This is a genomic window from Roseibacillus ishigakijimensis (assembly GCF_016595415.1).
Classification (GTDB): domain Bacteria; phylum Verrucomicrobiota; class Verrucomicrobiia; order Verrucomicrobiales; family Akkermansiaceae; genus Roseibacillus; species Roseibacillus ishigakijimensis.
Genome location: NZ_JAENIO010000009.1, coordinates 19,334 through 39,860 on the forward strand (window position 1 = coordinate 19,334; position 20,527 = coordinate 39,860).

General features: G+C 60.8%; 17 protein-coding genes. 6 read left to right on the forward strand and 11 right to left on the reverse strand.

The genetic code is table 11. The features are described 5' to 3' along the window. The first annotated feature begins 63 nt into the window (after positions 1 to 63). A complete protein-coding gene (locus JIN78_RS05225) occupies positions 64 to 783 on the forward strand; it encodes a ZIP family metal transporter (protein ID WP_200390891.1) in 720 nt (239 codons plus the stop codon). A gap of 47 nt (positions 784 to 830) precedes the next feature. Here JIN78_RS05225 and JIN78_RS05230 read toward each other — a convergent pair whose 3' ends face one another. The 6 genes from JIN78_RS05230 to JIN78_RS05255 form a co-directional block, all read right to left on the reverse strand. Next, a complete protein-coding gene (locus tag JIN78_RS05230) occupies positions 831 to 1,361 on the reverse strand; it encodes a dTDP-4-dehydrorhamnose 3,5-epimerase family protein (RefSeq protein ID WP_200390892.1) in 531 nt (176 codons plus the stop codon). Then, positions 1,358 to 2,707, reverse strand: a complete 1,350-nt coding sequence (locus tag JIN78_RS05235) for an FAD-dependent oxidoreductase (protein WP_307832980.1) — start codon at positions 2,705 to 2,707, stop codon at positions 1,358 to 1,360. The genes JIN78_RS05230 and JIN78_RS05235 overlap by 4 nt, the downstream gene beginning before the upstream one ends. Beyond that, the gene (locus JIN78_RS05240; protein WP_200390893.1) at positions 2,704 to 3,888 is read right to left on the reverse strand and encodes a homoserine dehydrogenase; all 1,185 of its coding nucleotides are present in this window, start codon (positions 3,886 to 3,888) and stop codon (positions 2,704 to 2,706) included. Before JIN78_RS05240 ends, JIN78_RS05235 begins: the two co-directional genes overlap by 4 nt. Further along, complete coding sequence (gene asnB / locus JIN78_RS05245) at positions 3,885 to 5,744, reverse strand: asparagine synthase (glutamine-hydrolyzing) (protein WP_200390894.1); 1,860 nt, start codon at positions 5,742 to 5,744, stop codon at positions 3,885 to 3,887. The genes JIN78_RS05240 and asnB overlap by 4 nt, the downstream gene beginning before the upstream one ends. A gap of 15 nt (positions 5,745 to 5,759) precedes the next feature. Then, a complete protein-coding gene (locus JIN78_RS05250) occupies positions 5,760 to 7,571 on the reverse strand; it encodes a tetratricopeptide repeat protein (RefSeq protein WP_200390895.1) in 1,812 nt (603 codons plus the stop codon). A 96-nt stretch (positions 7,572 to 7,667) separates the two neighbouring features. Continuing rightward, positions 7,668 to 8,651, reverse strand: coding sequence for a hypothetical protein (locus JIN78_RS05255; protein WP_200390896.1), 984 nt, complete (start codon positions 8,649 to 8,651; stop codon positions 7,668 to 7,670). 430 nt (positions 8,652 to 9,081) lie between these two features. Between JIN78_RS05255 and cimA the strand changes: the two genes are divergently transcribed. Beyond that, positions 9,082 to 10,650, forward strand: coding sequence for a citramalate synthase (cimA, locus tag JIN78_RS05260; protein ID WP_200390897.1), 1,569 nt, complete (start codon positions 9,082 to 9,084; stop codon positions 10,648 to 10,650). A gap of 466 nt (positions 10,651 to 11,116) precedes the next feature. Then, positions 11,117 to 11,587, forward strand: coding sequence for a CAP domain-containing protein (locus JIN78_RS05265; protein WP_200390898.1), 471 nt, complete (start codon positions 11,117 to 11,119; stop codon positions 11,585 to 11,587). Position 11,588: 1 nt separating this feature from the next. On the opposite strand, the gene JIN78_RS05270 is transcribed toward JIN78_RS05265, so the two are convergent. Further along, entirely contained in the window at positions 11,589 to 12,995 is a 1,407-nt protein-coding gene (locus JIN78_RS05270; RefSeq protein ID WP_200390899.1) for an efflux transporter outer membrane subunit, read from the reverse strand. A 33-nt stretch (positions 12,996 to 13,028) separates the two neighbouring features. Here JIN78_RS05270 and JIN78_RS05275 point away from each other — a divergent pair, with 33 nt between their 5' ends. The 3 genes from JIN78_RS05275 to JIN78_RS05285 are packed head-to-tail and all read left to right on the forward strand — an operon-like array spanning position 13,029 to position 16,387. Continuing rightward, positions 13,029 to 13,826: an ATP-dependent zinc protease family protein gene (locus JIN78_RS05275; protein WP_200390900.1), complete on the forward strand. Its 798-nt coding sequence runs from the start codon at positions 13,029 to 13,031 to the stop codon at positions 13,824 to 13,826. A 21-nt stretch (positions 13,827 to 13,847) separates the two neighbouring features. Further along, complete coding sequence (locus tag JIN78_RS05280; protein WP_200390901.1) at positions 13,848 to 15,374, forward strand: UUP1 family membrane protein; 1,527 nt, start codon at positions 13,848 to 13,850, stop codon at positions 15,372 to 15,374. After that, the gene (locus JIN78_RS05285) at positions 15,371 to 16,387 is read left to right on the forward strand and encodes an alpha-L-glutamate ligase-like protein (protein ID WP_200390902.1); all 1,017 of its coding nucleotides are present in this window, start codon (positions 15,371 to 15,373) and stop codon (positions 16,385 to 16,387) included. The genes JIN78_RS05280 and JIN78_RS05285 overlap by 4 nt, the downstream gene beginning before the upstream one ends. Here the strand turns inward: JIN78_RS05285 and JIN78_RS05290 are convergent. The 4 genes from JIN78_RS05290 to JIN78_RS05305 are packed head-to-tail and all read right to left on the reverse strand — an operon-like array spanning position 16,351 to position 20,438. Continuing rightward, positions 16,351 to 17,103 carry a succinate dehydrogenase/fumarate reductase iron-sulfur subunit gene (locus JIN78_RS05290; protein ID WP_200390903.1) on the reverse strand — a complete coding sequence of 251 codons (753 nt, stop codon included), beginning with the start codon at positions 17,101 to 17,103 and terminating at the stop codon, positions 16,351 to 16,353. The two genes, JIN78_RS05285 and JIN78_RS05290, sit on opposite strands and share 37 nt — an antisense overlap. A gap of 9 nt (positions 17,104 to 17,112) precedes the next feature. Then, positions 17,113 to 17,751: a hypothetical protein gene (locus JIN78_RS05295; protein WP_200390904.1), complete on the reverse strand. Its 639-nt coding sequence runs from the start codon at positions 17,749 to 17,751 to the stop codon at positions 17,113 to 17,115. 2 nt (positions 17,752 to 17,753) lie between these two features. Further along, on the reverse strand, positions 17,754 to 19,727 hold the full coding sequence (locus JIN78_RS05300) for a fumarate reductase/succinate dehydrogenase flavoprotein subunit (protein ID WP_200390905.1): 1,974 nt from the start codon (positions 19,725 to 19,727) through the stop codon (positions 17,754 to 17,756). A gap of 30 nt (positions 19,728 to 19,757) precedes the next feature. Next, positions 19,758 to 20,438, reverse strand: a complete 681-nt coding sequence (locus JIN78_RS05305) for a succinate dehydrogenase cytochrome b subunit (RefSeq protein ID WP_200390906.1) — start codon at positions 20,436 to 20,438, stop codon at positions 19,758 to 19,760. Positions 20,439 to 20,527 lie beyond the last annotated feature (89 nt).

The following is a 20,527-nucleotide window of genomic DNA, read 5'->3' on the forward strand; positions in this document are numbered from 1 at the left end:
CCTCTGCCGGGTTGACAGGGCCGCTTGGGAAGGGGAGAACAAGGTGTTCTCTCCTTTCCCGTCATGAATCTGCCCGAATGGTTCGTTATCCTGCTCCTCAGCCTTGGTGCTGGTCTCTCCATGCCTCTCGGGGCCTTGTTGGCCCGCATCGAGCATCTCCGGCCTGACTGGCTGGAAAATGAATTCCGTCATGGTGTGATCGCCTTCGGGGGCGGTGCCCTCCTCTCGGCGGTGGCCCTCGTTCTCGTGCCCGAGGGCTCGGCCAGCAATTCCCTCATCGTCACCGCCCTTTGCTTTGGCGGCGGAGGGCTGGCTTTTGCTTGGCTCGACAGCTTTTTGGCCCGCAAGGAGAGCAAGGCCGGACAACTGGTGGCCATGCTTTCGGATTTTATCCCCGAAGCTTTTGCCCTGGGCACCGTCTTCGCCGCTTCTCCTTCCGTGGCCATGCTCCTGGCCGGCCTCATTGCCCTGCAGAACCTGCCGGAAGGCTTCAATGCCTTTCGCGAGCTGCAGGAAGGCGACTCTGGTCGACCCTGGCGGCTCATTGGGGTGTTCTCCCTCATGGCCCTGCTCGGTCCCGTGGCCGCCCTCTGCGGACACTTTTTTCTGCGCGAGCAGGAGTCTCTCGTCGGAGCCATCCAGCTCTTCGCGGCCGGGGGCATCCTCTACCTCGTCATTGAAGACATCGCTCCCCAGGCCAAGCTGGAGAACAATCGGCGTCCCGCCCTGGGCGCAGTGGCGGGGTTCCTTCTCGGCCTTCTGGGCCACATGTTGACGCAATAGATGCCTTTTCTCGGAACTAAGGGGCGCACTGGGGAACCGGACGGGGCTTAGCGGAAGGTGTCGAGTGATCTGCCGGCGCGGTCGCGCTCGGAGAGGATGGGGTGTTGCAGGGGCCAGTCGATGGCGAGGGCGGGGTCGTTGTAGGCGAGGGTGTGCTCGTGGGGGGGAGACCAGGGGGTGGAGACGAGGTAGGCGATGGTGGCCGGACCATCGGGGGTGGCGAAGCCGTGGGCGAGGCCGGGTGGGAGGTAGATTTGTGAGGGCAGGCCGTCGTCTCCGGCGGCGAGCTGGACGGTCAGGGAGCGACCGAAGTTTGCGCCCGGACGGAGGTCGACGACGACGTCGAAGATGCGGCCGGAGACGACGGTGATGAGCTTGGCCTGGGCGTCGGGGTGCTGGCAGTGGAGGCCGCGAATGACCCCGGCTTCGGTGTGGGAGAGGTTCATCTCGGCCCAGGGGTGGCGGAAGTCCTCATGCAGGCGGTCGGCGAAGACGGGGCGGAAGCTGCCACGCGCGTCGTCGTAGCGGGGAGGGAAAAGGAGGGTGACCCCGGGGAGGGCGGTGGCTTGGGTTTTCATGACAAGAGTTCGTGGGCCGCCTCCGCGCCCATGCGCATGGCGGTGTGCATGTTGGGGTAGGTGAAGGCTCCCTGGCGGCCGGTGCTGCGCAGATTGGCAAAGCCGGCGAGGTAGTCGGTGACCACCGCGAGGTGTTTTTCGAAGCCGAGGGCGAAGACGGGGTAGGCGTGGCGGGCGTGGATGAGGCGTTGGGAGACGACCTCCTCCGCCGTGCAGAGGCCCTCCGCGGCGAGGTCGGCGAGGATGTCGGGCAGGGCCTCCCCCGTCCACTTGCGGTCGCCCACCTCGCAGGTGGTTTCGACGATGAGGGTAGTGTGTCCGGCGGGGGTGACCTCCAGACCGGCGTTCTTGGGCTCGCCCACGCGGTGGAAAATACGGTCACGGTAGTAGGTGTAGAGGGCGTCCATGCAGCGGTCTTTTTTGAGCAAAAGGGCGTAGACGGTCATGGGCTTGAAGCGCAGGCGGGCCGCCGCCGCACGCACCGCCTCCGGGGCGGCGGGGCTGAGTTTTTTCACCAGCTCCGGCAGTGGCAGAGTGGAGAGGACGTTGTCCACCGGGAGCTGACCTTGGGCGGTTTCCACCGCCTGGATGCGTCCGTGCTGGTGGTGGATGCGTTCCACGGGCTGGGCGCTGCGCAGTTCCGCGCCCTGAGCCCGCGCGCTTTCGGCCAGCTTGCGGGGCAGGGCTTCGGAACCCGTGCGGGAGTAGTGGAGGGTCTCGAAGCGCAGGGCACCCTCGGTGGCGTCGCGGGGCCGGGCGAGGTGGAGTTTTTCGAGGAGGTTTTTGAAGACATCGAGGGCGGAGAGGCGGGGCATCTTCCGCCGCACGAATTCGGCCGAGAGCTCGCGCGGGTGGAGCCCCCAGTAGCGGTGGGTGAAGTCTTCGAAGAAAAACTCGTAGAGCGGTTCGCCGTAGAGCTCGATGAGGGCGCTCTCGGCATCGGCTCCCGGGGGACGGCTGGGGAAGCGGGATTCCAGCTCGGCGAGAGCGAGTCCGCCCAAGCAGCGGGCAAGGGTGAGGGGCGGGATGCCGGCGAGGATGTCGCGACCGCGCAGGGGGTAGTGGTAGAGCTTGCCGCCCCATTTGATGTGGGACTTTAGGGGCACCTCCAGGCGTTCCCCGCCCATGGCCTCCCGACAGGTCTCGAAGACCTCGCGGTCGAAGGCGTGCAGCATGTGGACGCCGAGGTCGAACCAGTTGCCATCGCAGAGATGCCCGGCGGCGAGGCCACCGTAGCGTTCTTCTTTTTCCAAAAGCACGACGCGGGCGCCACGGGCCAGGGCGTGGTGCGCGGCATAGAGACCGCAGACTCCGCCGCCGAGAATGGTGAGCTGGGGCGGGGTCACGGTTGTGGAAGGGCGAGGAGTTCTTGTTGTTTTTTCCAAAGGGTGGTCAAGGGGCAGTCGGGCAAGTCGAGGTGGTCCCAGGTGAGGGCCTCATCTTCCGCGACATCCTTTCGCAAAATGCTCTCATTTTCCAGCAAAGTGATGGGCACGCGGCGCGGGTTGAGCGGTTCCACCAGCCCGTAGCATTCCGCCGAACCGATGGCGTGGCGCAGGGGCTGGCCGGCCCGGAGCGGGCGCTTGGCGTAGGCGTAGACCGCGCAGCTCTGGCGGCGGGTGGTGAGGAGGGGGCGGCCCTCGGCGGCGGCGAGAATGGCCTTGGGCGTTTCCAGATGACAGAGGTGGTAGGGGCGGTAGAGGAGGTATTCCGGTCCGCTGCCGAGCTTGTAATAATTGAGATAAAACGCCTGTTCCGCAGGCAAGTCCGGGCGCGGTCGCACCACCAGGTAGACCCCGCCACCGGGCTCGGCGCCGAGCAGGTAATCGATGCGCGGGGTGTCGCCGTAGCCGGAAAAATCGAAGGCGGTGAGGGCCTCCTGCACGGTGGCGGCGCGGGGGCCGGTCATCCCGCCTTCGGGAGGCAGGTAGCCCAGGGCATTGGCGAGCACGGCCATCTCGATGTGGAGCTTGGTGCCATCAGTGTAGGCGCAGCACTGGGTGGCTGAGAGGCGGCGCTTGGCGGCTTCGTGGCGAATCGATTCCGGGGTGGCCCGGCGGTCGAGAAAGCCCTTGATATTGCCCGCCTGCACAATCTCGAAACCCATCAACTCCGCCTCCGCGATGAGGCTGGCGAGGACTCCGTGCTGGTCGCCGGCATCGCTGGTGACGCTCACTCCGTGCCGTTCCGCTTCGGCCGATAAAAGCGGTCCCAGGGCGAGGTCGACCTCGGCGTTCATGAGCACGACGTGGCTTTTGGCGGCGAAAGCGGCGAGGCAATACTCCGCCGCCGCGCCGATGGAGTTGGTGCATTCGACGAGGACATCGACCGGGTCGTTTTTGAGAAAAGCGAGGGCGTCCGGGCCACTGCGCGCGCCGGGGGCGAGTTCGCTGGCCGAGCGGGCGGCCTCGGCTTGCTGGTCCGCGACCCAGGCGACGGACATCCCGGGGGTGGCTTGGACTTGCAGGGTCACGCCCCGGCCCATGCAGCCGGCGCCGACGATGCCGATACGGAGATTTTTTTTCATGATTGCGGGGAAAAGGAGAGGAGCCAGATTTGCAAAATGAGGAGGGCGGCGAGTTGTTTCAGGGGGAGAAAGGTGGTGGCGGAGAAGAGGGGCTCGATGGCTTTGGCGTTCAGCCAGCCGGTTTTGGCCAGCTCGGACGGGGCGAGATGCTCGCGGGCCAGGCGCAACAGCTCCGCGCGCCAGGCGGGCTGTTCGAGGGGAAGGTAAAAGGGCTGTTTCGGCCGCTGGGTGAGGCTGCGCGGCAGATGGCGCGCGGCCAGTTCGCGCCAGAGGGCTTTGTCCGGGCGCGGGCGACCTTTTCCTGCCTGGGCAAGGGCAAAGTCGATGAGGCGGTGGTCGAGAAAGGGGGCGCGGTATTCCAGCGAGTGGGCCATGGCATTTTTATCCTGCCGGATGAGCGACCAATCGGGCAGCCAGTGGCGGTATTGCAGGGCGAGGAGAGCGGAGAAATCGCGCCGGGCGGGCTCGTAGGCGGCCAGCGGGTGGGGCTGCTGGAGGGCGCGCAGGTCGGGGTGGAGAAAGCGGGTGAGGTCCTCCGCTGCGAAGAGGGTGTGCAGGCCGGTGGCTTGCTGGAAGAAGGAGGCTTTGCCAAAATCGCGCAGGTAGCGGGCGGTCTTGGCGCGTCCTTCCGGCCCGAGGCTGGCGGGAAATCGCGCGAAGCGGTCGAGGAGGCCGGTCGGCAGGCCCGCGATGGCGGTGGCCGCCAGGGGACGACCGCAGGGACCGAGTTTTTGCGCCAGCAGGAAGGCTTTTTGAAAAGAATAGCCCGCGAAATGCTCGTCCGGTCCCTCGCCCCCGAGTGCGACCCGGCAGCCCAGTGCGGCGGTGTGGCGGGCGAGTTCGTCAAAGGCGAGAATGAGGGCGTCACCCACGGGGCGGTCCATCTGCGCGACGACGCGGGGCAGCTCGCGCAGGGACTCCGGTCGCAGGAAGGTGGGTTCGTGGAGGAGGCCGAGGTGGTCGGCGGTGGCCTGGGCGGCGGCGGTCTCGTCACTGGCCGCGCCGAAGCCGAGGGAGACGGTGGTGACCTCCGCGCCCAGCTCGCGGAGGTAGTGGGCGAGGAGAGCGGAATCGACCCCGCCGGAGAGGTAGGCAGCGAGGGGGACTTCGGCGTGCAGAGCCAGCTCCACGGCGGAGCGGGCGAAGTGGTCGAGCTCGTCCAGCGGCGAGCGGGAGCGCGTTTCTTGGCTCGGAGCCGGATTTTTTCCCGCCTCCCAGTAGCGCTGGAGGTGAATGTCACCCCCGGCGGAAACCGTCATCCAGTGGGCGGCGGGCAGGGTGGTGAGGCCCCGGAAAAGGGTGGCGGGTTCGGGCAGGTAGCGCAGGGAAAGCCAGCTGGCGAGCTGGGTGGGGTCCGGCTCCCGGGCCAGGCCGAGGGCTTGCAAGGCCTTGACCTCGGAGGCGAAGTGAAAGCCGCCCTCCCGGCAGTAGTAGAGAGGCTTTTGCCCGCAGCGGTCGCGCGCGAGGTAGAGGCTGTCGGTGGCGGCATCGTGGATGGCGAGGGCGAACATGCCATTGAGCCGACCGGCGAGCTCCGGCCCCCATTCCTGCCAGGCGGCAGGGAGGATTTCGCAGTCACAGCGGGTGTGGAAGCGGTGTCCGCGGCTTTCCAGCTCCTGCCGCAGCTCGCGCCAGTTGTAGATTTCGCCGTTGCAGATGGCGCGCACCTGCCCGTCGGCGCTGGTGAAGGGTTGTTGGCCGGATTCGGGGTCGAGAATGGCCAGGCGCGTCATGCCCAGGACGAAGGAACCGCTGGAGAAGAGACTGCGGTCGTCCGGTCCCCGGTGCGCGAGTCGGTCGCGCACGGAGCGGAGCGCCGAGGGGTCATTACCGAGACTGCCGCAGATGCCACACATGGTTTTCCAGGATGTTTAGGGGAAATGAGGGGCGAATTGTGGCAGAGCTGGGTGCCAGGGGGCGACACGGGCTAACATTTTGGCGTAGCCCTGGGCCTCGCCAGGCTGGCCGGTTTCCAAGTGCGCGACCACGAGGGCGACGAGGACCTCGGCTTGGTCCGGCTGGTCGGGCTGGAGGGCGAGCGATTTTTCATACCAGGGGATGGCCCGGGCGGGCTGGCGCTGCAGGGAGTGAAAGAGCGTGCCGAGGGTGAAGGGCAAGCGGGGGTCGCGCGGAAAACGCTCCATGCCAGCGTGCAGAGCTTGCTCAGCCTCGGCGACTTTGCCCGTTTTCCCCAGCCATTCGGCTTCCATGAGAAAGGCATCTGGCCGGTGCAACAAGGGAGCGCGCTGGGCTTGGCGGAGGTAGCGCAGGGCGTCTTCCGGGCGGGCCAGTTGCAGTAGGGTGCGCCCCGCCTCGGTGGCGGCGGCTCCGGAATTCGGGTCGACTTCGAGGGCGCGCTGGAAGGACTGCAGGGCTTTCTCGGGCTGGTCGTTTTTGCGCTGGTAAAGCCCGAGGTGGAGAGGCGCGAGGAGGCTGCGGGGGTTGATGCGTTGCTCGTGAGCGAAGAGCGTCTGCGAGTTTTTCCACAGCGGCAGTCGCTGCCAGGTCACTCCCGCCAGTGCCAAGGTCGCGAGCAGGCTAAGGGCGGTGAGGCCACGCTGGAGGGCGGGTCTTTTTTCCAGATGAATCCAGAACCCCACTACCACCAGCAAGGGGCCGAGGTGGATGAGATAGGAGTAGCGGTCGGCGACGAAGTAGAAGCTGACCCCCACGATGCCGCTGTGCGGGAGCCAGAGCAGAACGAGGGTGGCCATTCCCAGGAGCACCAGTTTTTGCCTTCTTAGAAACCACAGGGCGACGAGTAGGATGAGGAGGGCGGGCAGCGGGACGAGCCAGTCGCGCAAGGTGCCAGGCGGCGGGTAGTTCCAGAAGTGGCCGGGCAGGGGCCAGAGGAATTGCTCCAGATACCACCAGAAGGAGACCGGCAGCAGCATCAGGCGACGGGAGAGCGGCATCATCTGCTCCATGCCTGCCGAGAGACTGCCGGTCTGCTGGAAATAGATGGCCAGTGCCGCGGTGAGAGCCGAGAGGCCGAAGAGCGGGAGCAGTTGCCCGAAACGCAGGCGGGAGAGCTTCTTTTCCCGGAAAAATTCTGCCACGAGAAGCACCAGCGGCAAGGGAACCACGCTGGGCTTGGACAGGCAGGCGGCGGTGAACGAAAGGGTGAGGACGAGGGTCCAGAGTCCCTGACGCGGGCGACCGCGCATCTGCTCCCAAATCAACCAGGTGAGGAGAAAAAAAGCGCCGCTGAGAACGTCCTTGCGCTCGCTAATCCACGCCACACTCTGCAAGCGCGCGGGATGCAGGGCCCAGAAAGCCGCCAGTAAGAGTGCCAACCAGAGCCGCCCGGTGAGGCGATGTAGCAGCAGGAGGAGAGCGGCGGCGGCCACGGCATGCCAGGCGAGATTGACCAAATGATGCGCCCCCGCATTTTCCACCCCGAAGAGGCTGACATCGAGCATGTGGCTGGCGAAGGTGAGCGGGTGCCAGAGATTGGTCTCGCCCGCGGAGCTTGCGGCCCAGGCGAGATTTTCCGTGCTGAGACCGGAATTGATGCGCGGATTCTCCGTCACATAGTTCGGGTCATCGTAGCTGATGAAGTCAAAACTCGCGAGCGGGGAGTAGAAGAGGGCGCTCAAGAGGACGAGGAGCCCGGCCGCCATCGCTACGGGAAGAATGGGGCGGCCCGTATGGCCCGGGAGAGAAGTGGACGCGGTCCTCATGGCAGGGAGTTAAATCGCTTTCCCCTTCTGGTGGATAGAAAAAAACCGAAGAGCTGGAGCAGCTCTTCGGTTACCGGGAAAAGGGGCGGGGGAAGACTAGCGACGACGGCGGAGAGTCAATCCACCCATCGAAATGAGGCCGAGCAACACCACCGAGGGCTCGGGAATGATGGAAAAGCCGGTGGGATAGGCTTCTTCCCAGTCGAGTACGAGCTCCGAGCCGTAATCATTGGAGCCGCTTCCTTGGTTGAAATTGAATCCAAAGGCGGGGCGAAGGGAGGTCAAATCGAGTTGGGTATCCGTCAGATCAATGAGCATCTCTCCTTGAAATAGGATGTCAGACGAAATGAGGGAATCCTCCGCACGGCGCCCGGATAGTAAAAGCTCTGCCACTCCAAGTTGAAGACGGAGTTGGTCATTACCAATGTTGGTGAAGGTCAGCTCGAAGGCGTGTGCGTTTCCGGTTCCCCCGTCATCATCAAGAAATTCGCTTGTCAAACTATCCGATGCACCTCCAAAGGAAGCCAATGCTGTCCAGTTCCACGTCTGATCAAGGGGGGCATTATCCGCACGTCCTCCGAAAGTATCGTAAAGATTCAGATCATAGGTAAAATAGGCGGGGTCAGCACCTTCTCCCCGCTCCTCGATGGAGACCATGTCCATAGCCACGAAGAGCGCTTGGTTACCGGCAGAACCGATGGTGTTGGCATTGTTCGAGAGGCCGAATTGGAGAATGTGTCCAAGAGGTGTGGTCGAGCCCAAGGAGGAAATGGTGTCAAGGTAAGCCGTGCGAATGGTGGCCTTGGAGCCTACGGGCGAGAGGTCGAAAATCGCATTCGGGTCAGTTCGGGTGTAGACCCCTCGCTGCCGATCATATCTCGTGTAACCCGCAGTGCCATCGTAAGGGCCATAAGAGATCCCATTGAAGGTTCCACTCACTCCCCGGTCGTCTCCCAATGAGGGTCCCGTGTAGATGAGATCGGCAGCCCGGGTGTATGTCCCGCCCTCGGTGGCTACTGACGACACGAAAGGGTCCCCAGGAGGGTCTTGATGGCCCCATTCGTCCCCTTCGTCGGACATGGTCCAGTCATAGATATTCTGAGCGAAAGAAGGCAGGGTTCCGAAAAGGAACCCACAGCAGGCGATGAATTGAGGAGTGCGCATAAAAATGAAATTCCGGACAGCAGAATAATTATTGTGTTGGGCCACGCAAGAAAATTCTAAAATAGTTTATATGAGTGAAGTAGTATTTTCGGGGATTTCATGTAAATAGGTAGTGCGCTAATGCTGCCATCTTGAGCGGGCATTGGCGGGTTCCCTCTTCCCTGTGCCGAGCTAGTGCGAGGAGTGTTCGCTTTGCCGCATGGTAGGATGGAGTCGAAGGGCAGTTTATTTGCGGCGGCAAGAGGACGGAAGGGCAAGCGTCTCGGAACGGGATTTGCTTCATTCCCGGGTTGCGCAATGGCCCGGCACTCGGTAGCGTCCGCCTCCCTTTCAACGGCATTCATCCATGAGCAAAGCAGTCACTATTTACGACACCACCCTTCGCGACGGCACCCAGGGCGAGGGTTTTTCCCTTTCTGGTCTCGATAAACTCCGTTTGGCAGAACGGCTGGATGCCTTTGGGGTGGATTACATTGAAGGTGGTTGGCCGGGCTCCAATCCCAAGGATGTGGAGTTTTTTACCGAGGTGCGGAAGCTGAAGCTGAAGCAGGCCAAGGTGGCGGCCTTTGGCTCCACCCGGCGGGCTGATTTGGCAGTGGAAGAGGATCCGCAAATTCAGCTCCTTCTCGATGCTGAGACTCCGGTGGTGACCATTTTTGGTAAAACCTGGTCCCTGCACGTTACGGAGGTCATTCGCACCAGCTTGGAGGAAAACCGGGCCATGATTCGTGATTCCGTGCGTTATTTGAAGGAGGCCGGGCGTGAGGTGGTCTACGATGCGGAGCACTTTTTCGATGGTTACAAGGACGATCCCGAATATGCCTTGCAGACCTTGGAAGCGGCGGCGGAGGGCGGGGCCGACGTCCTGGTGCTCTGCGACACCAATGGAGGCACCTTGCCCATGGAGGTGAAGGAGATTTGCCAGGCGGTGAAAAGCCGGCTCCCCGAGGTCGCGATGGGCATCCATACGCACAATGATTGCGAGTTGGCCGTAGCCAATGCCATTGCGGCGGTGGAGGCGGGAGCGGTGCAGGTGCAGGGAACCATCAATGGTTACGGTGAACGCACCGGGAACTGCAACCTCACCTCGGTGATGCCCATTTTGGAACTCAAGAAGGGAATTGAGGTTGTGCCCGACCTTTCCCAGTTGAAGACGTTGTCCTTTTTTGTCGACGACCTCTCGAACAATCCCCACTTCCCGCGCGCGCCCTTCATCGGTCGCACCGCGTTCTCTCACAAAGGGGGAATGCACGTCAATGCGGTGCAAAAGGTGGCTCATTCTTACGAGCACATCCGCCCCGAGTCAGTGGGCAACGAGCAGATCATCCTTGTCAGTGAGCTCAGCGGGCAGTCCAACATTTTGCTGAAAGCGGAAGAACTGGGTCTCCCGCTGGAAAAGGGGAGCACGGAAGCCAAAGCCGTTTTGAGCCGGGTCAAAGAGCTGGAGAAAGATGGCTATTCTTACGAGTCGGCGGGAGGATCGCTCGAGCTTCTCATTCGGCGGGAACTCGGTCGCTACCACAAGAAGTGGTCCCTGAGCGAATATCACTGCGCCTTCCGTCAATACCGCGACGGTCATGCCCCGGTCTGTGAGGGGGTGGTCAAGCTCCTCGTCGATGGCGAACCTGCCTTCTGCGTGGCCGAGGGACATGGCGTGGTCAATGCCCTTGATAAGGCCCTTCGCAAGGCCCTGGCTCCTTTTTATCCAGCCATCGCCGATATTCGGCTCATCGACTACAAAGTGCGCATCATTGACGGGGAAGAGGCCACCGCTGCCAAAACCCGGGTCCTGATCGTCCAGTCCGACGGGGAACGCTCCTGGGGCACGGTGGGGGTTTCCGATTCCATCATTGAGGCCAGCTGGATCGCGCTCACCGATGGCATCGACCTCTTCTTGCAACGACAGAGTTCCTGAAAAGTCGGCACCCGTTCAAGTTGAGACAAACCGTTAAACTGACGGTTCCAAGACCCTGTTGGCGAGGAAGGTGGCCAAACATTTCATTTTTCTTCCTAAAAATCACCCGTCCCCGTGGAACATTTGTTTGAATGTTCTTCGTTTTTCCGTCGGTCTGTTAGAACTCGCTTTGAAGGCTATTGCCTGTAAATGATTGATTTTTCGATGATAAAAAAGGTCAATTTAGGAGAATTTTAAAAAAATGGAAAACAAAATTCTCCTGAACTACTAGGAAGATCGTTTGTTTTTGTAAATTAGGGGACTGGCGTTGGAACTACGTCATCGCTAGGAGTTTGCGTCCAGCATAGTCCCAATTATGAAAACGATTACCCGATTCGCGAGCTATCTCGCACTCCCTGCCGTCGCTCTTCTTGTGAGTTGCTCATCCCCTGAACTGGCTGTCAGAAAATCCGTTAAGAGTTCTTCGGTGTCCTATAACGCGGAAGAGAAACTAGCCCTCGAGATCATGGATGTGGTCAACGAACATCGCCGTAGCAAAGGGCTACGTGAACTCAATATGCACCGTGGCCTCAACCTGATGGCTAAGAAGCACTCTGACTACATGCGTAGTAATGCGGGTTCCTTTTCGTTGCAAGGGGAGCTCATCACCCACTACGGCTTTGAAGCCCGCCGCACCCTGGCCTATAAAAAGTATCGTATGGAGACGCTGAGCGAAAACGTGATCGCCAGTTACGACATGGGACAAGATCTGGATCTTGCCCGGAAGATGGTCGATGGGTGGCTTCGCTCTCCCAACCATCGGCGTAATATGGAAATGAAGTGGACTAATACCGGCATTGGGGTCTCCTTTGATGCCAAGGGGCGCGCCTTTGTGGCCCAGCTCTTTGGCTCCGCTCCGTCCAAGGCCTTGACCGTTGGAGGGCCAATGAGCTTCTAGGTCAGATGCTTCCGCCCAACGCCAGCAGGAGATCGAGATGGTTCTGCAAGCGTTGGTTGCGGAGGGAGATCAGGCTGGCCCGGGCATTGAGCGCCCGGCGCTGGGCCTCGAGAACTTCCAGAATGCTGGGTCGATTGCCGACGTCGAGTCCCTCGACAAAGTCGCTCTCGGCCCATTTTTCGGCCAAGGCGGTATTGCCGACCTCGGTCAGGAGGGATTCTTCCTGCCGGGCGAGGGATTCGTCGGTGGCGAGGGATGACTCCACTTCCCGGAGGGCTTGTAAGACATCCCGCTGGTAGAGGTGGATTTGATTTTCGTTGTCGGCGAGGGCTTGCCGGGCCCGGGCTGACAGTTCGCCGCCCGAGTAGAAATTTTGCGCGATGCTGGCGGCCAGTGAGGAGGCCAGGCGGCTGGCATCGAGGAGTTGCATCAGTTCCGGAGAGCTGGAGCCCGTCCCTGTGGTGAGGCGGAAATTGGGCAAGAGGTTCTTGCGACTGGCGTCCGCTTGACTGGCACTGGCTAGAATCTGCCAACGTCTCGCGGTGAGATCCGGACGGCGGGCGAGGAGCTCGGAGGGGAGGCCCGCCCTCACGGCAGGGATTTCGGGCAGGTCGGCCTGGGTGGTGAGAGCGGCATCGGGATAGGTTCCCAAGAGCAGCTGCAGCGAGCGGGCTGCTTCGTCGCGATCCAGTTGACGCGCCTTGAGCGAGCGCTCGGCCGAGGCGATGTTGCTGCGGCCAAAGGCGTCATCGAGGGGACGGAGGGTGCCCAGCTTGTAGCCCCGCTGGATGATTTGGTAATTTTTCTGGAAAGAGGCGAGGGTTTCGCGCGCGAGGGTCAATTGCTTTTCGGCCGTGATGAGGTTGCACCAGCTTTGGGCGGTATTGACGGCCAGAGAGAGGCGGGCGGAGCGAAAATCGGCGACGGTGGCTTCGTAATTGGCGAGGGCCACTGTTTCCAGGTCGCGTAAACGTCCCCAGACATCGGGCTCCCAGGAGGCATCCAGCGAGAGACCAAAGGAATCGCTACTATCGCCATCCTGGCGGGAAAGTATCGTTCGGCCCGAGCCATCCACGCTGGGCAAGCGATTGGCCCGCCCGATGATGGTGCCTTCGCGCGCTGACTTCAGTCGCGTGGCCGTCGCTTGCAAGTTGGGATTGTTGGCCAAGGCTTGCTCCACAATTCGGGTCAAGGTCGCATCATTCAGGCTGCGCAACCAGCCGGTGGCGACCTCGCCATTGTTGTCAGCTTGGGCGGCGGCGTAGGCCGATCGCAGGTCGAGGGAGACCTCCCGGACCGGGCGTTCAGTCGGCAGCGACTGGCAAGCCCCGAATGCAAGCGTCAGAAAAAGAGGGGAAAGTGATTTCCAGTGACCAAAGTATTGGAAGTTTTGTCTTCTGTGTTGCATTCTGTGGTGAAAGAGTCAGATACAGCGCACGCAATGATAGGATTTCAAAAAACAGCGGTCATGCTCTCCTGGGGCATTTTGCTAGCAATTCATCCCGCCTTTGGCCAGTCCCAAGAACCGGGGCCAGAGGAAAAGTCTCCCCGCGAGGAGGCGGTTGCCGAGGCGGAAGAGGCTGCCGAGCAGGCGGAGGAAGCGGCCGAAGAGGCCAAGGTCGCGGCGGAAGAAGCGGCCCGCTTGGCTGAAAAGGCTGCCGCCCAGTTGGGAGAAGTCGAAGCGCAAGAGGGAGCCGAAAGCGCGGAAGAGGGTGCTGGCGAGGTGGTGGAGACGAGCGAAAGTGAAAAAGCGGCCGAGGCTGCGGAGGAAGAGCGCGACAAAGCCAATGAAGTCGATCCCAGTGAAGTGCGCCAAATCCTTGGTTGGAAAGAATGGGTGCAGGTGGGCTCGGTGGCAGACAAGATGCGGGCCAAGCTGGACAGTGGTGCGCGCACCTCGTCCCTGCATGCCGAGAATATTGAGGAGTTCGAGCGCGATGGTCGCCGCTGGGTGCAGTTCACCCTGGGTGAGCATCGCGACAAAGACGCCAAGTCTGTTCTCATCAAAGCTCCCGTGCAACGGGTGGCGCGGGTGAAGAATACCGATGGCACCATGGAGCGCCGCTACGTGGTCGAGCTGAACTTCCAGGTAGGAGACCGTAAATTGCGGGATGAGTTCACGCTCAATGACCGTTCCGGCATGACCTGCCCGGTTCTCCTTGGGCGCAATGCTTTGCGACATCTTGGTTTTGTCGACTGTGGCCGGGTGGACCTCGCTCCCAAAAAGCTCTATAAGTGAGCGGCTGTTGAGAAACGATTTATGAAACGAAAAAGCGCCCTCTTGTGGGGCTTGGTGCTGGTCTTCTGTGTGCTGGGATTGGGTTTGGCCATTCACAAGCACCGGAGTCTGGGCGTCCCATTGCTGCCGGGTCAAAAGCAAACCTCTTGGACGGTCGAGGCCACGGTGAGCTTCGAGGCCAATGGCAACGAAGTGGAAGTGGCCTTGGGACTGCCTCCCTTGCAGGAAAGCAGTGAGGTGCGGCAAGAGGTCGCCTCGCTGGGCTACGGGTATCAGGAGCGCCGGGAGCCGGGACAGGGACGACGCGGGATCTGGAGCGCGCGGAGTCGTTCTGGACCGCAGCGACTCTATTACCAGATTTCGCTCGCGGAGGACAAGCTGCGTGGTCTCAACCAAATCAGCGGTCCGGCTCCCGTAGTGGAGCCAGCTGCGGTCGGGGGGAGCGAATCGGAGCGCCTGGCCCGCGAGACCCTGCGCAAGGAATGCCGGGAGCGCTCCGCTAACGCGGAAACTTTCGTCAGCCAGCTGCGCGAGCGCCTTTTCGGGCAAAGTCTCAGCCAGGAGGCAGGATTTTTGCGCCGCAGCTATGAGGCCCGCATCGGGAGCGGGTGGGAGATCAGCCTCTTGCAGGATTTCCTTTCGCTGGAAGGCATTCCCTTTCGCAATGCCTGGGGGGTGGTTCTCAATGAGGATCTGGGTTCGCAGCGGCCTATTCCCATGATCGAGTTTCATGACGGTCGCAACTGGGAGTCCATGGAGGTGGTCACCAGCCGGGAACCGGGCGAACTCATTGTCTGGTCCCGGGGGGACTCTCTCCTTGATGTTCGCGGGGGTAGTCAAAGCCAGGTCTTTTTTACTTCCATCAAGAATCTGGCGCCCTTGAGTGCGCTCGATGCTCTCAAGGATGGCCCGATGTGGATTGGTTCCATCGCGGCTTTGCCAGTGAAGGAGCGACGGGTGTTCCGCTACATTGCCCTCATTCCGGTGGGAGCGTTCATCATCGTTTTCCTGCGCAATATCGTTGGCTTCAATATGCTGGGGACCTTCATGCCGGTGCTGCTGGCCTTGAGCTTTCTGGAGATTCCCCTCGGACCCGCGCTATTGATGTTTTCGGCTCTTCTCGCGGCCGGACTCTTTTTCCGTTTCTTCCTTAGTCGCCTGAATCTCCTCGTCGTCCCTCGGGTGGCCGCTTGTGTGGTGGTGGTCAGCTTGCTGATGATTGTCTTCGGTCTCCTGAGCTGGCGGTTGGGACTCACCGTGGGTCTGGAGGTCACGGTCTTTCCCATGGTGGTGCTGGCCTGGACCATTGAGCGGATGTCCATGCTCTGGGACGAGGAAGGACCCGGGGAAGCCCTCAAGCAGGCGGGGGGTAGCCTGGCCTCTGCCGTCTTGGCCTATCTGGTCATGCGCATTCGCGTCGTCGATTACTGGGCCCAGTATTTTCCGGAATTGCTCCTTATCCTGCTGGCCGGGATTTTACTGATCGGGCGCTACACGGGTTACCGCCTGTCTGAATTGATGCGCTTCAAAAGTTTCGCCAAAATATGAAAAGCAAATGGTGGCACCGCTGGTTCCTGACCCCGGGCGAGCTCTCGACCCTGGGGGTGGTGGGGATCAATGCCCGCAATGGCCGCTATCTATTGCCTAACAATTCCCGTAAATACTATCCTTCGGTGGATGACAAGGTGATGTCCAAGCGCTTGGCGCAGGGCATGGATATCCCGGTGCCCGATCTCTATGGCACCATCGAGAGTCCCGGCGACTTGCGGAAATTGGGAGCGATGCTGCAGGACAAGGAGGCCTTTGTGATCAAACCCGCGCGGGGCAGTGGCGGCAAGGGCGTGCTCGTCATTCAAGGGCGCTCGGGTGACGCTTATCTAAAGGGCAGTGGCACCTCTCTGACCTTGGAAGAAATCCGCTTCCATACCGCCAATATTTTGGGAGGGCTATTCAGTCTCGGCGGTCAGCGGGATGTGGCGATGGTGGAGCAATACATCTCTTGTGCCGATGAGGTGATGGCGATGAGCTATCGGGGGGCTCCCGACGTCCGGGTGGTCATGCTGCACGGTTACCCGGTGATGGCCATGCTGCGGGTGGCGACCAAGGAATCCGACGGGCGCGCCAATTTGCACCAAGGAGCTATCGGAATCGGGATCGATTTGGAAACAGGCATTACCCACCATGCGGTGTGCCACGGCCATCCGATTGAGATTCATCCCGATCTGGAATCTCCTTTAATCGGGCAGCAGATTCCCGATTGGGACACGGTTTTGAAATTGGCCGGTCTTTGCTATGAGATGACCCATCTCGGCTACCTGGGAGCCGACATCATGATTGGCAAGGAGTTGGGCCCCATGATCATCGAGATTAATGCCCGTCCGGGTCTAGCCATTCAGTTGGCCAACGGAGAAGGTTTGCGCAATCGTTTTCAGTGGGTGCATGAGGAAGCCGTGCGCATGCAGCGGACGGCTTCCTTGGAAGAGCGCATCGATTTCTCGCGGGGGCCGCTTATGCGAAAAGCGCGTCAGAGCAAAGCCTCTTTAGCGGCGGCGGCCAAGTAGTCGCGGTTGAGCTTCGCAATGTTGTCGGCCGAGATTTCCTTGGGGCAAGCGGCTTCGCACTCGTATTGGTTGGTGCAGTTGCCAAAGCCTTCCGCATCCATGGCGCGCACCATGGCTAGGGTGCGCTTGTCCTTCTCGGGCTTGCCCTGGGGCAGGGAATTGAGGTGAGCGGCCTTGGCGGCGACGAAGAGCATGGCGGAAGCGTTTTTACAAGCGGCCACACAAGCGCCACAGCCAATGCAGGCGGCGGCGGAGAAGGCGTCATCCGCAACGGGCTTGGGAATGGGCACCGAGTTGGCATCCGGAGCGGAACCGGTCCGCACGTCGATGAAGCCGCCTGCGGCCACGATTTTGTCAAAGGACGAACGGTCGGTGACGAGGTCCTTGACCACCGGGAAAGCATTGGCGCGGAAGGGCTCGATCCAAATGGTCTCGCCATCCGAGAAGTGCCGCATGTGCAGTTGACAGGTCGTGATGGCTCGCTCATTGGAGTGGGGAACACCATTGATGGTCAGGGAGCACATCCCGCAGATGCCTTCGCGACAATCGTGATCGAAGTGGATGGGTTCCTCTCCTTTGTTGATCAGGCCTTCATTGACAATGTCGAGCATCTCCAGAAAGGAGGCCGAAGACGGGATGTCTTTCGCTTCGTAAGTTTCGATATGGCCCTGGGCATCGGGGCTTTCCTGGCGCCAGACTTTGAGAGTGAGGTTCATGAGATTGGATTATTGAAAGCGGTTGCGACGTTCTTCGATTTCGACAGTGATTTGGGTGACCTCTTTGAGATCAGATGAAGAAAGGTGATTGGAAAGGAGGGAAAGAACCTTGGGGAGGTCAATTTCGTTGGAGTAAAGCAAGGCGGCGAGGTCCGATTCGTAGATGGCGGCCCGTGTAATTTGACCCTGACGATACAGTGAGGGCAGGGCAAAGAGCTTGAGGGCGACGAGGCCATCCGGTGTCGCGCATCTCAAGCGGTGACCGGCGAAGTCACGTTGGCAGGATTCCTCGGCTTGAATGTGGGCGAAGAGAGGTTGTTCGGCTCTGAGAATATCAATTCGGAGTTGACCCAGCTTTCCGGTGGCGAACATCTCATTCCCATCGGTCACTTGGTATCCGGGGATTTTGGCAATTTGGCTTTTGGCGAGGATCAGATCGATGTCTTCGGTATTCCGCCCTGCGGTGTATTGGAGAAGGGCCAAACCTCCGACAAGGAGGTAATCGACCTCCTTGCCTTCCAGAAGAGAGAGGAAGGCCTCCACTTCCTGCAAAAATGAGGACGGAATCATGTCGTCTTCCCGCCAGGACAACGCTCGGGCGTGAGTGAGGATTTCAGGAATATCGACGACATGGCTCATGGAGGACATTCTTACACGTAGCTTCGCACGCTGGGTTTGATTTCGTCAAATTCGAGGTCCTCGCGATTGAGTTTGGGGTCCTGGCCGACACCGGTGAATTCCCAAGCGGCGACGTAGGCGAATTTATCATCGTAGCGCTTGGCTTCGCCCGGCCCGAGGAGGCCTTTTTTCACTTCTTCGTCTTCTTCGGTGAACTGGTGCTCGCTGCGGAAGTGCCCCCCGCAGCTTTCCTCGCGCTGAAGGGCATCGTAGCAAAGGGTGTAGGCGAATTCGAGGAAGTCGGCGACACGGCCGGCTTTTTCCAGTTCCGCATTCATTCCGTCCGCACGACCGGGCACGCGCACGTTTTTCCAGAAATCCTCCCGGATGCGGTTGATTTCACCTAAAGCCTCGGTGAGGCCCTCTTTGGTGCGGGCCATGCCACACTTGTCCCAAACGAGGAGGCCGAGCTCGCGGTGATAGGAGTCCACCGAACGCTCTCCTTTGATGTTCATGAGGGTATCGATGCGCTCCTTGACCGATTTTTCGGCTTCGTCAAAGGCGGCGTGGTCGGTGGCGATGGTGCCGGGCTTTTCACCTGCCAGGTAGTTGGCGATGGTGGTGGGAATGACGAAGTAACCATCGGCGAGACCCTGCATGAGGGCGGAGGCGCCGAGGCGGTTGGCCCCGTGGTCGGAGAAGTTGGCTTCGCCCAACACGTGCAGGCCGGGCACATTGGACATCAGGTTGTAGTCCACCCAAAGCCCGCCCATGGTGTAGTGGACGGCGGGGTAAATCATCATCGGCTGCTGATAGGGGTTTTCGCCGGTGATCTTTTCATACATCTGGAAGAGGTTGCCGTAGCGGGCGCGGATGGCGTCCTCGCCGAGACGCTCGATGGCATCGCGGAAGTCGAGGAAGACTCCGAGGCCGGTCTTGGCCACTCCCCGGCCTTCGTCGCAGACCTCTTTCGCGGAGCGGGAGGAAATGTCGCGGGGGGCGAGGTTGCCGAAGCTGGGGTATTTCCGCTCCAGGTAGTAGTCGCGGTCTTCGTCCGGAATGTCGGAGGCGACCTTTTCGCCTTTGCGAATGGCTTCCGCGTCTTCCTTGGATTTGGGCACCCAGATGCGGCCGTCATTGCGGAGAGATTCCGACATGAGGGTGAGCTTGGACTGGTAATCACCGCTCACCGGAATGCAGGTGGGGTGAATCTGGGTGTAGCAGGGGTTGGCAAAGTAGGCCCCCTTCTTGTGGGCCTTCCACGCTGCCATCACGTTGCAGCCCATGGCATTGGTGGAGAGGTAGAAGACGTTACCGTAGCCTCCGGTGGCGAGGATGACGGCGTCGGCGGAATGACGGCTGATTTCACCGGTCTTCATGTCGCGCATGATGACGCCCTTGGCGTGACCGTCGACGAGGACCAGCTCCAGCATTTCGTGGCGGTTGAACATTTCCACGCCGCCCTTGGCCACCTCTTTTTCAAGAGCTTGGTAACAGCCGATGAGGAGCTGCTGTCCGGTCTGGCCGCGAGCGTAGAAAGTTCGCGAGACCTGAGCTCCCCCGAAAGAGCGGTTGTCGAGGAGGCCACCGTATTCACGGGCGAAGGGCACTCCCTGGGCGGTGCATTGGTCGATGATGTTGCCCGAGACTTCGGCGAGGCGGTAGACATTGGCCTCGCGGGAGCGGAAGTCGCCCCCTTTGAGGGTGTCGTAGAAGAGGCGGCGGATGGAATCACCGTCGTTGCGGTAGTTCTTGGCCGCATTGATCCCGCCCTGGGCCGCGATGGAGTGGGCGCGGCGGGGGGAGTCCTGGTAGCAGAAGCACTTCACCTGATAACCCAGCTCGGAGAGAGTGGCGGCGGCGGAACCACCCGCGAGGCCGGAGCCCACTACGATGATGGAGTATTTGCGCTTGTTGGCCGGATTGATGAGCTTGGAGTCCATCTTGTGCTTGGTCCACTTTTCAGAGAGGGGACCGTCCGGAATCTTGCTGTCGAGAGTGCTCATGAATGGAAAGGTAGTAAAAAAGGTGAAGGGTTAGGCGCCGTAACCAAAGATCCGGATGGCGATGGGAATGGAAAGGAAGCCGACGAGAATGAGGATCGAATAGGCTTTGCCGAGAATATCGAGGAGGTCGCGGGTTTTCTTGGAACGGAAGCCGAGAGTTTGGAAGGCGGAGGAGAAGCCGTGGCTGAGGTGCGAGCAGAGGAGGACCATGGAAACGATGTAAAAGAGAACCACGAACCAATTCTGGAAGCCTAGAATGACCATCTCGTAAGGGCTGACTGCCCCGACGCGGGCGAGCTCGGCATCCACGCGCACGGTGTAGTGCAGAATGTGGAAAATGATGAAAGAGAGGACGGTCAGTCCGGACCAAATCATGATGCGAGAGGACTTGCTGGCCTGGATGGTTTCCTCATGAGCGTAGGCCTGGCGCGCGGCCCGGTTCTGCCGGGTGAGGGAAATGGTGGCCACCACGTGGAGAATGAGGGAGCCCAAGAGCACAAAACGGGCGATCCAGACCACTGCGCCATGGCCGAGATGGTGCAACCAGTGGGCGTAGTCATTGAAGCTCTTTTCTCCCGCGAAGATGAGAAGGTTTCCAGTGAGGTGACCGACCAAGAAGCCGATGAAGATGAGGCCGGTGACGGCAACCACCGTCTTTTTGCCAATCGAAGAATCCCAGAGGGCGTAAGCGGATTGCGTGAGTGCAGTCATGAATTGGTGCGGCCAAACTAGCGCCGAATTGACAACTTTCGCAAGGGGGAAACGCGCGCAATTTCTTTTCCCCTGTCAGCATTTTGCTA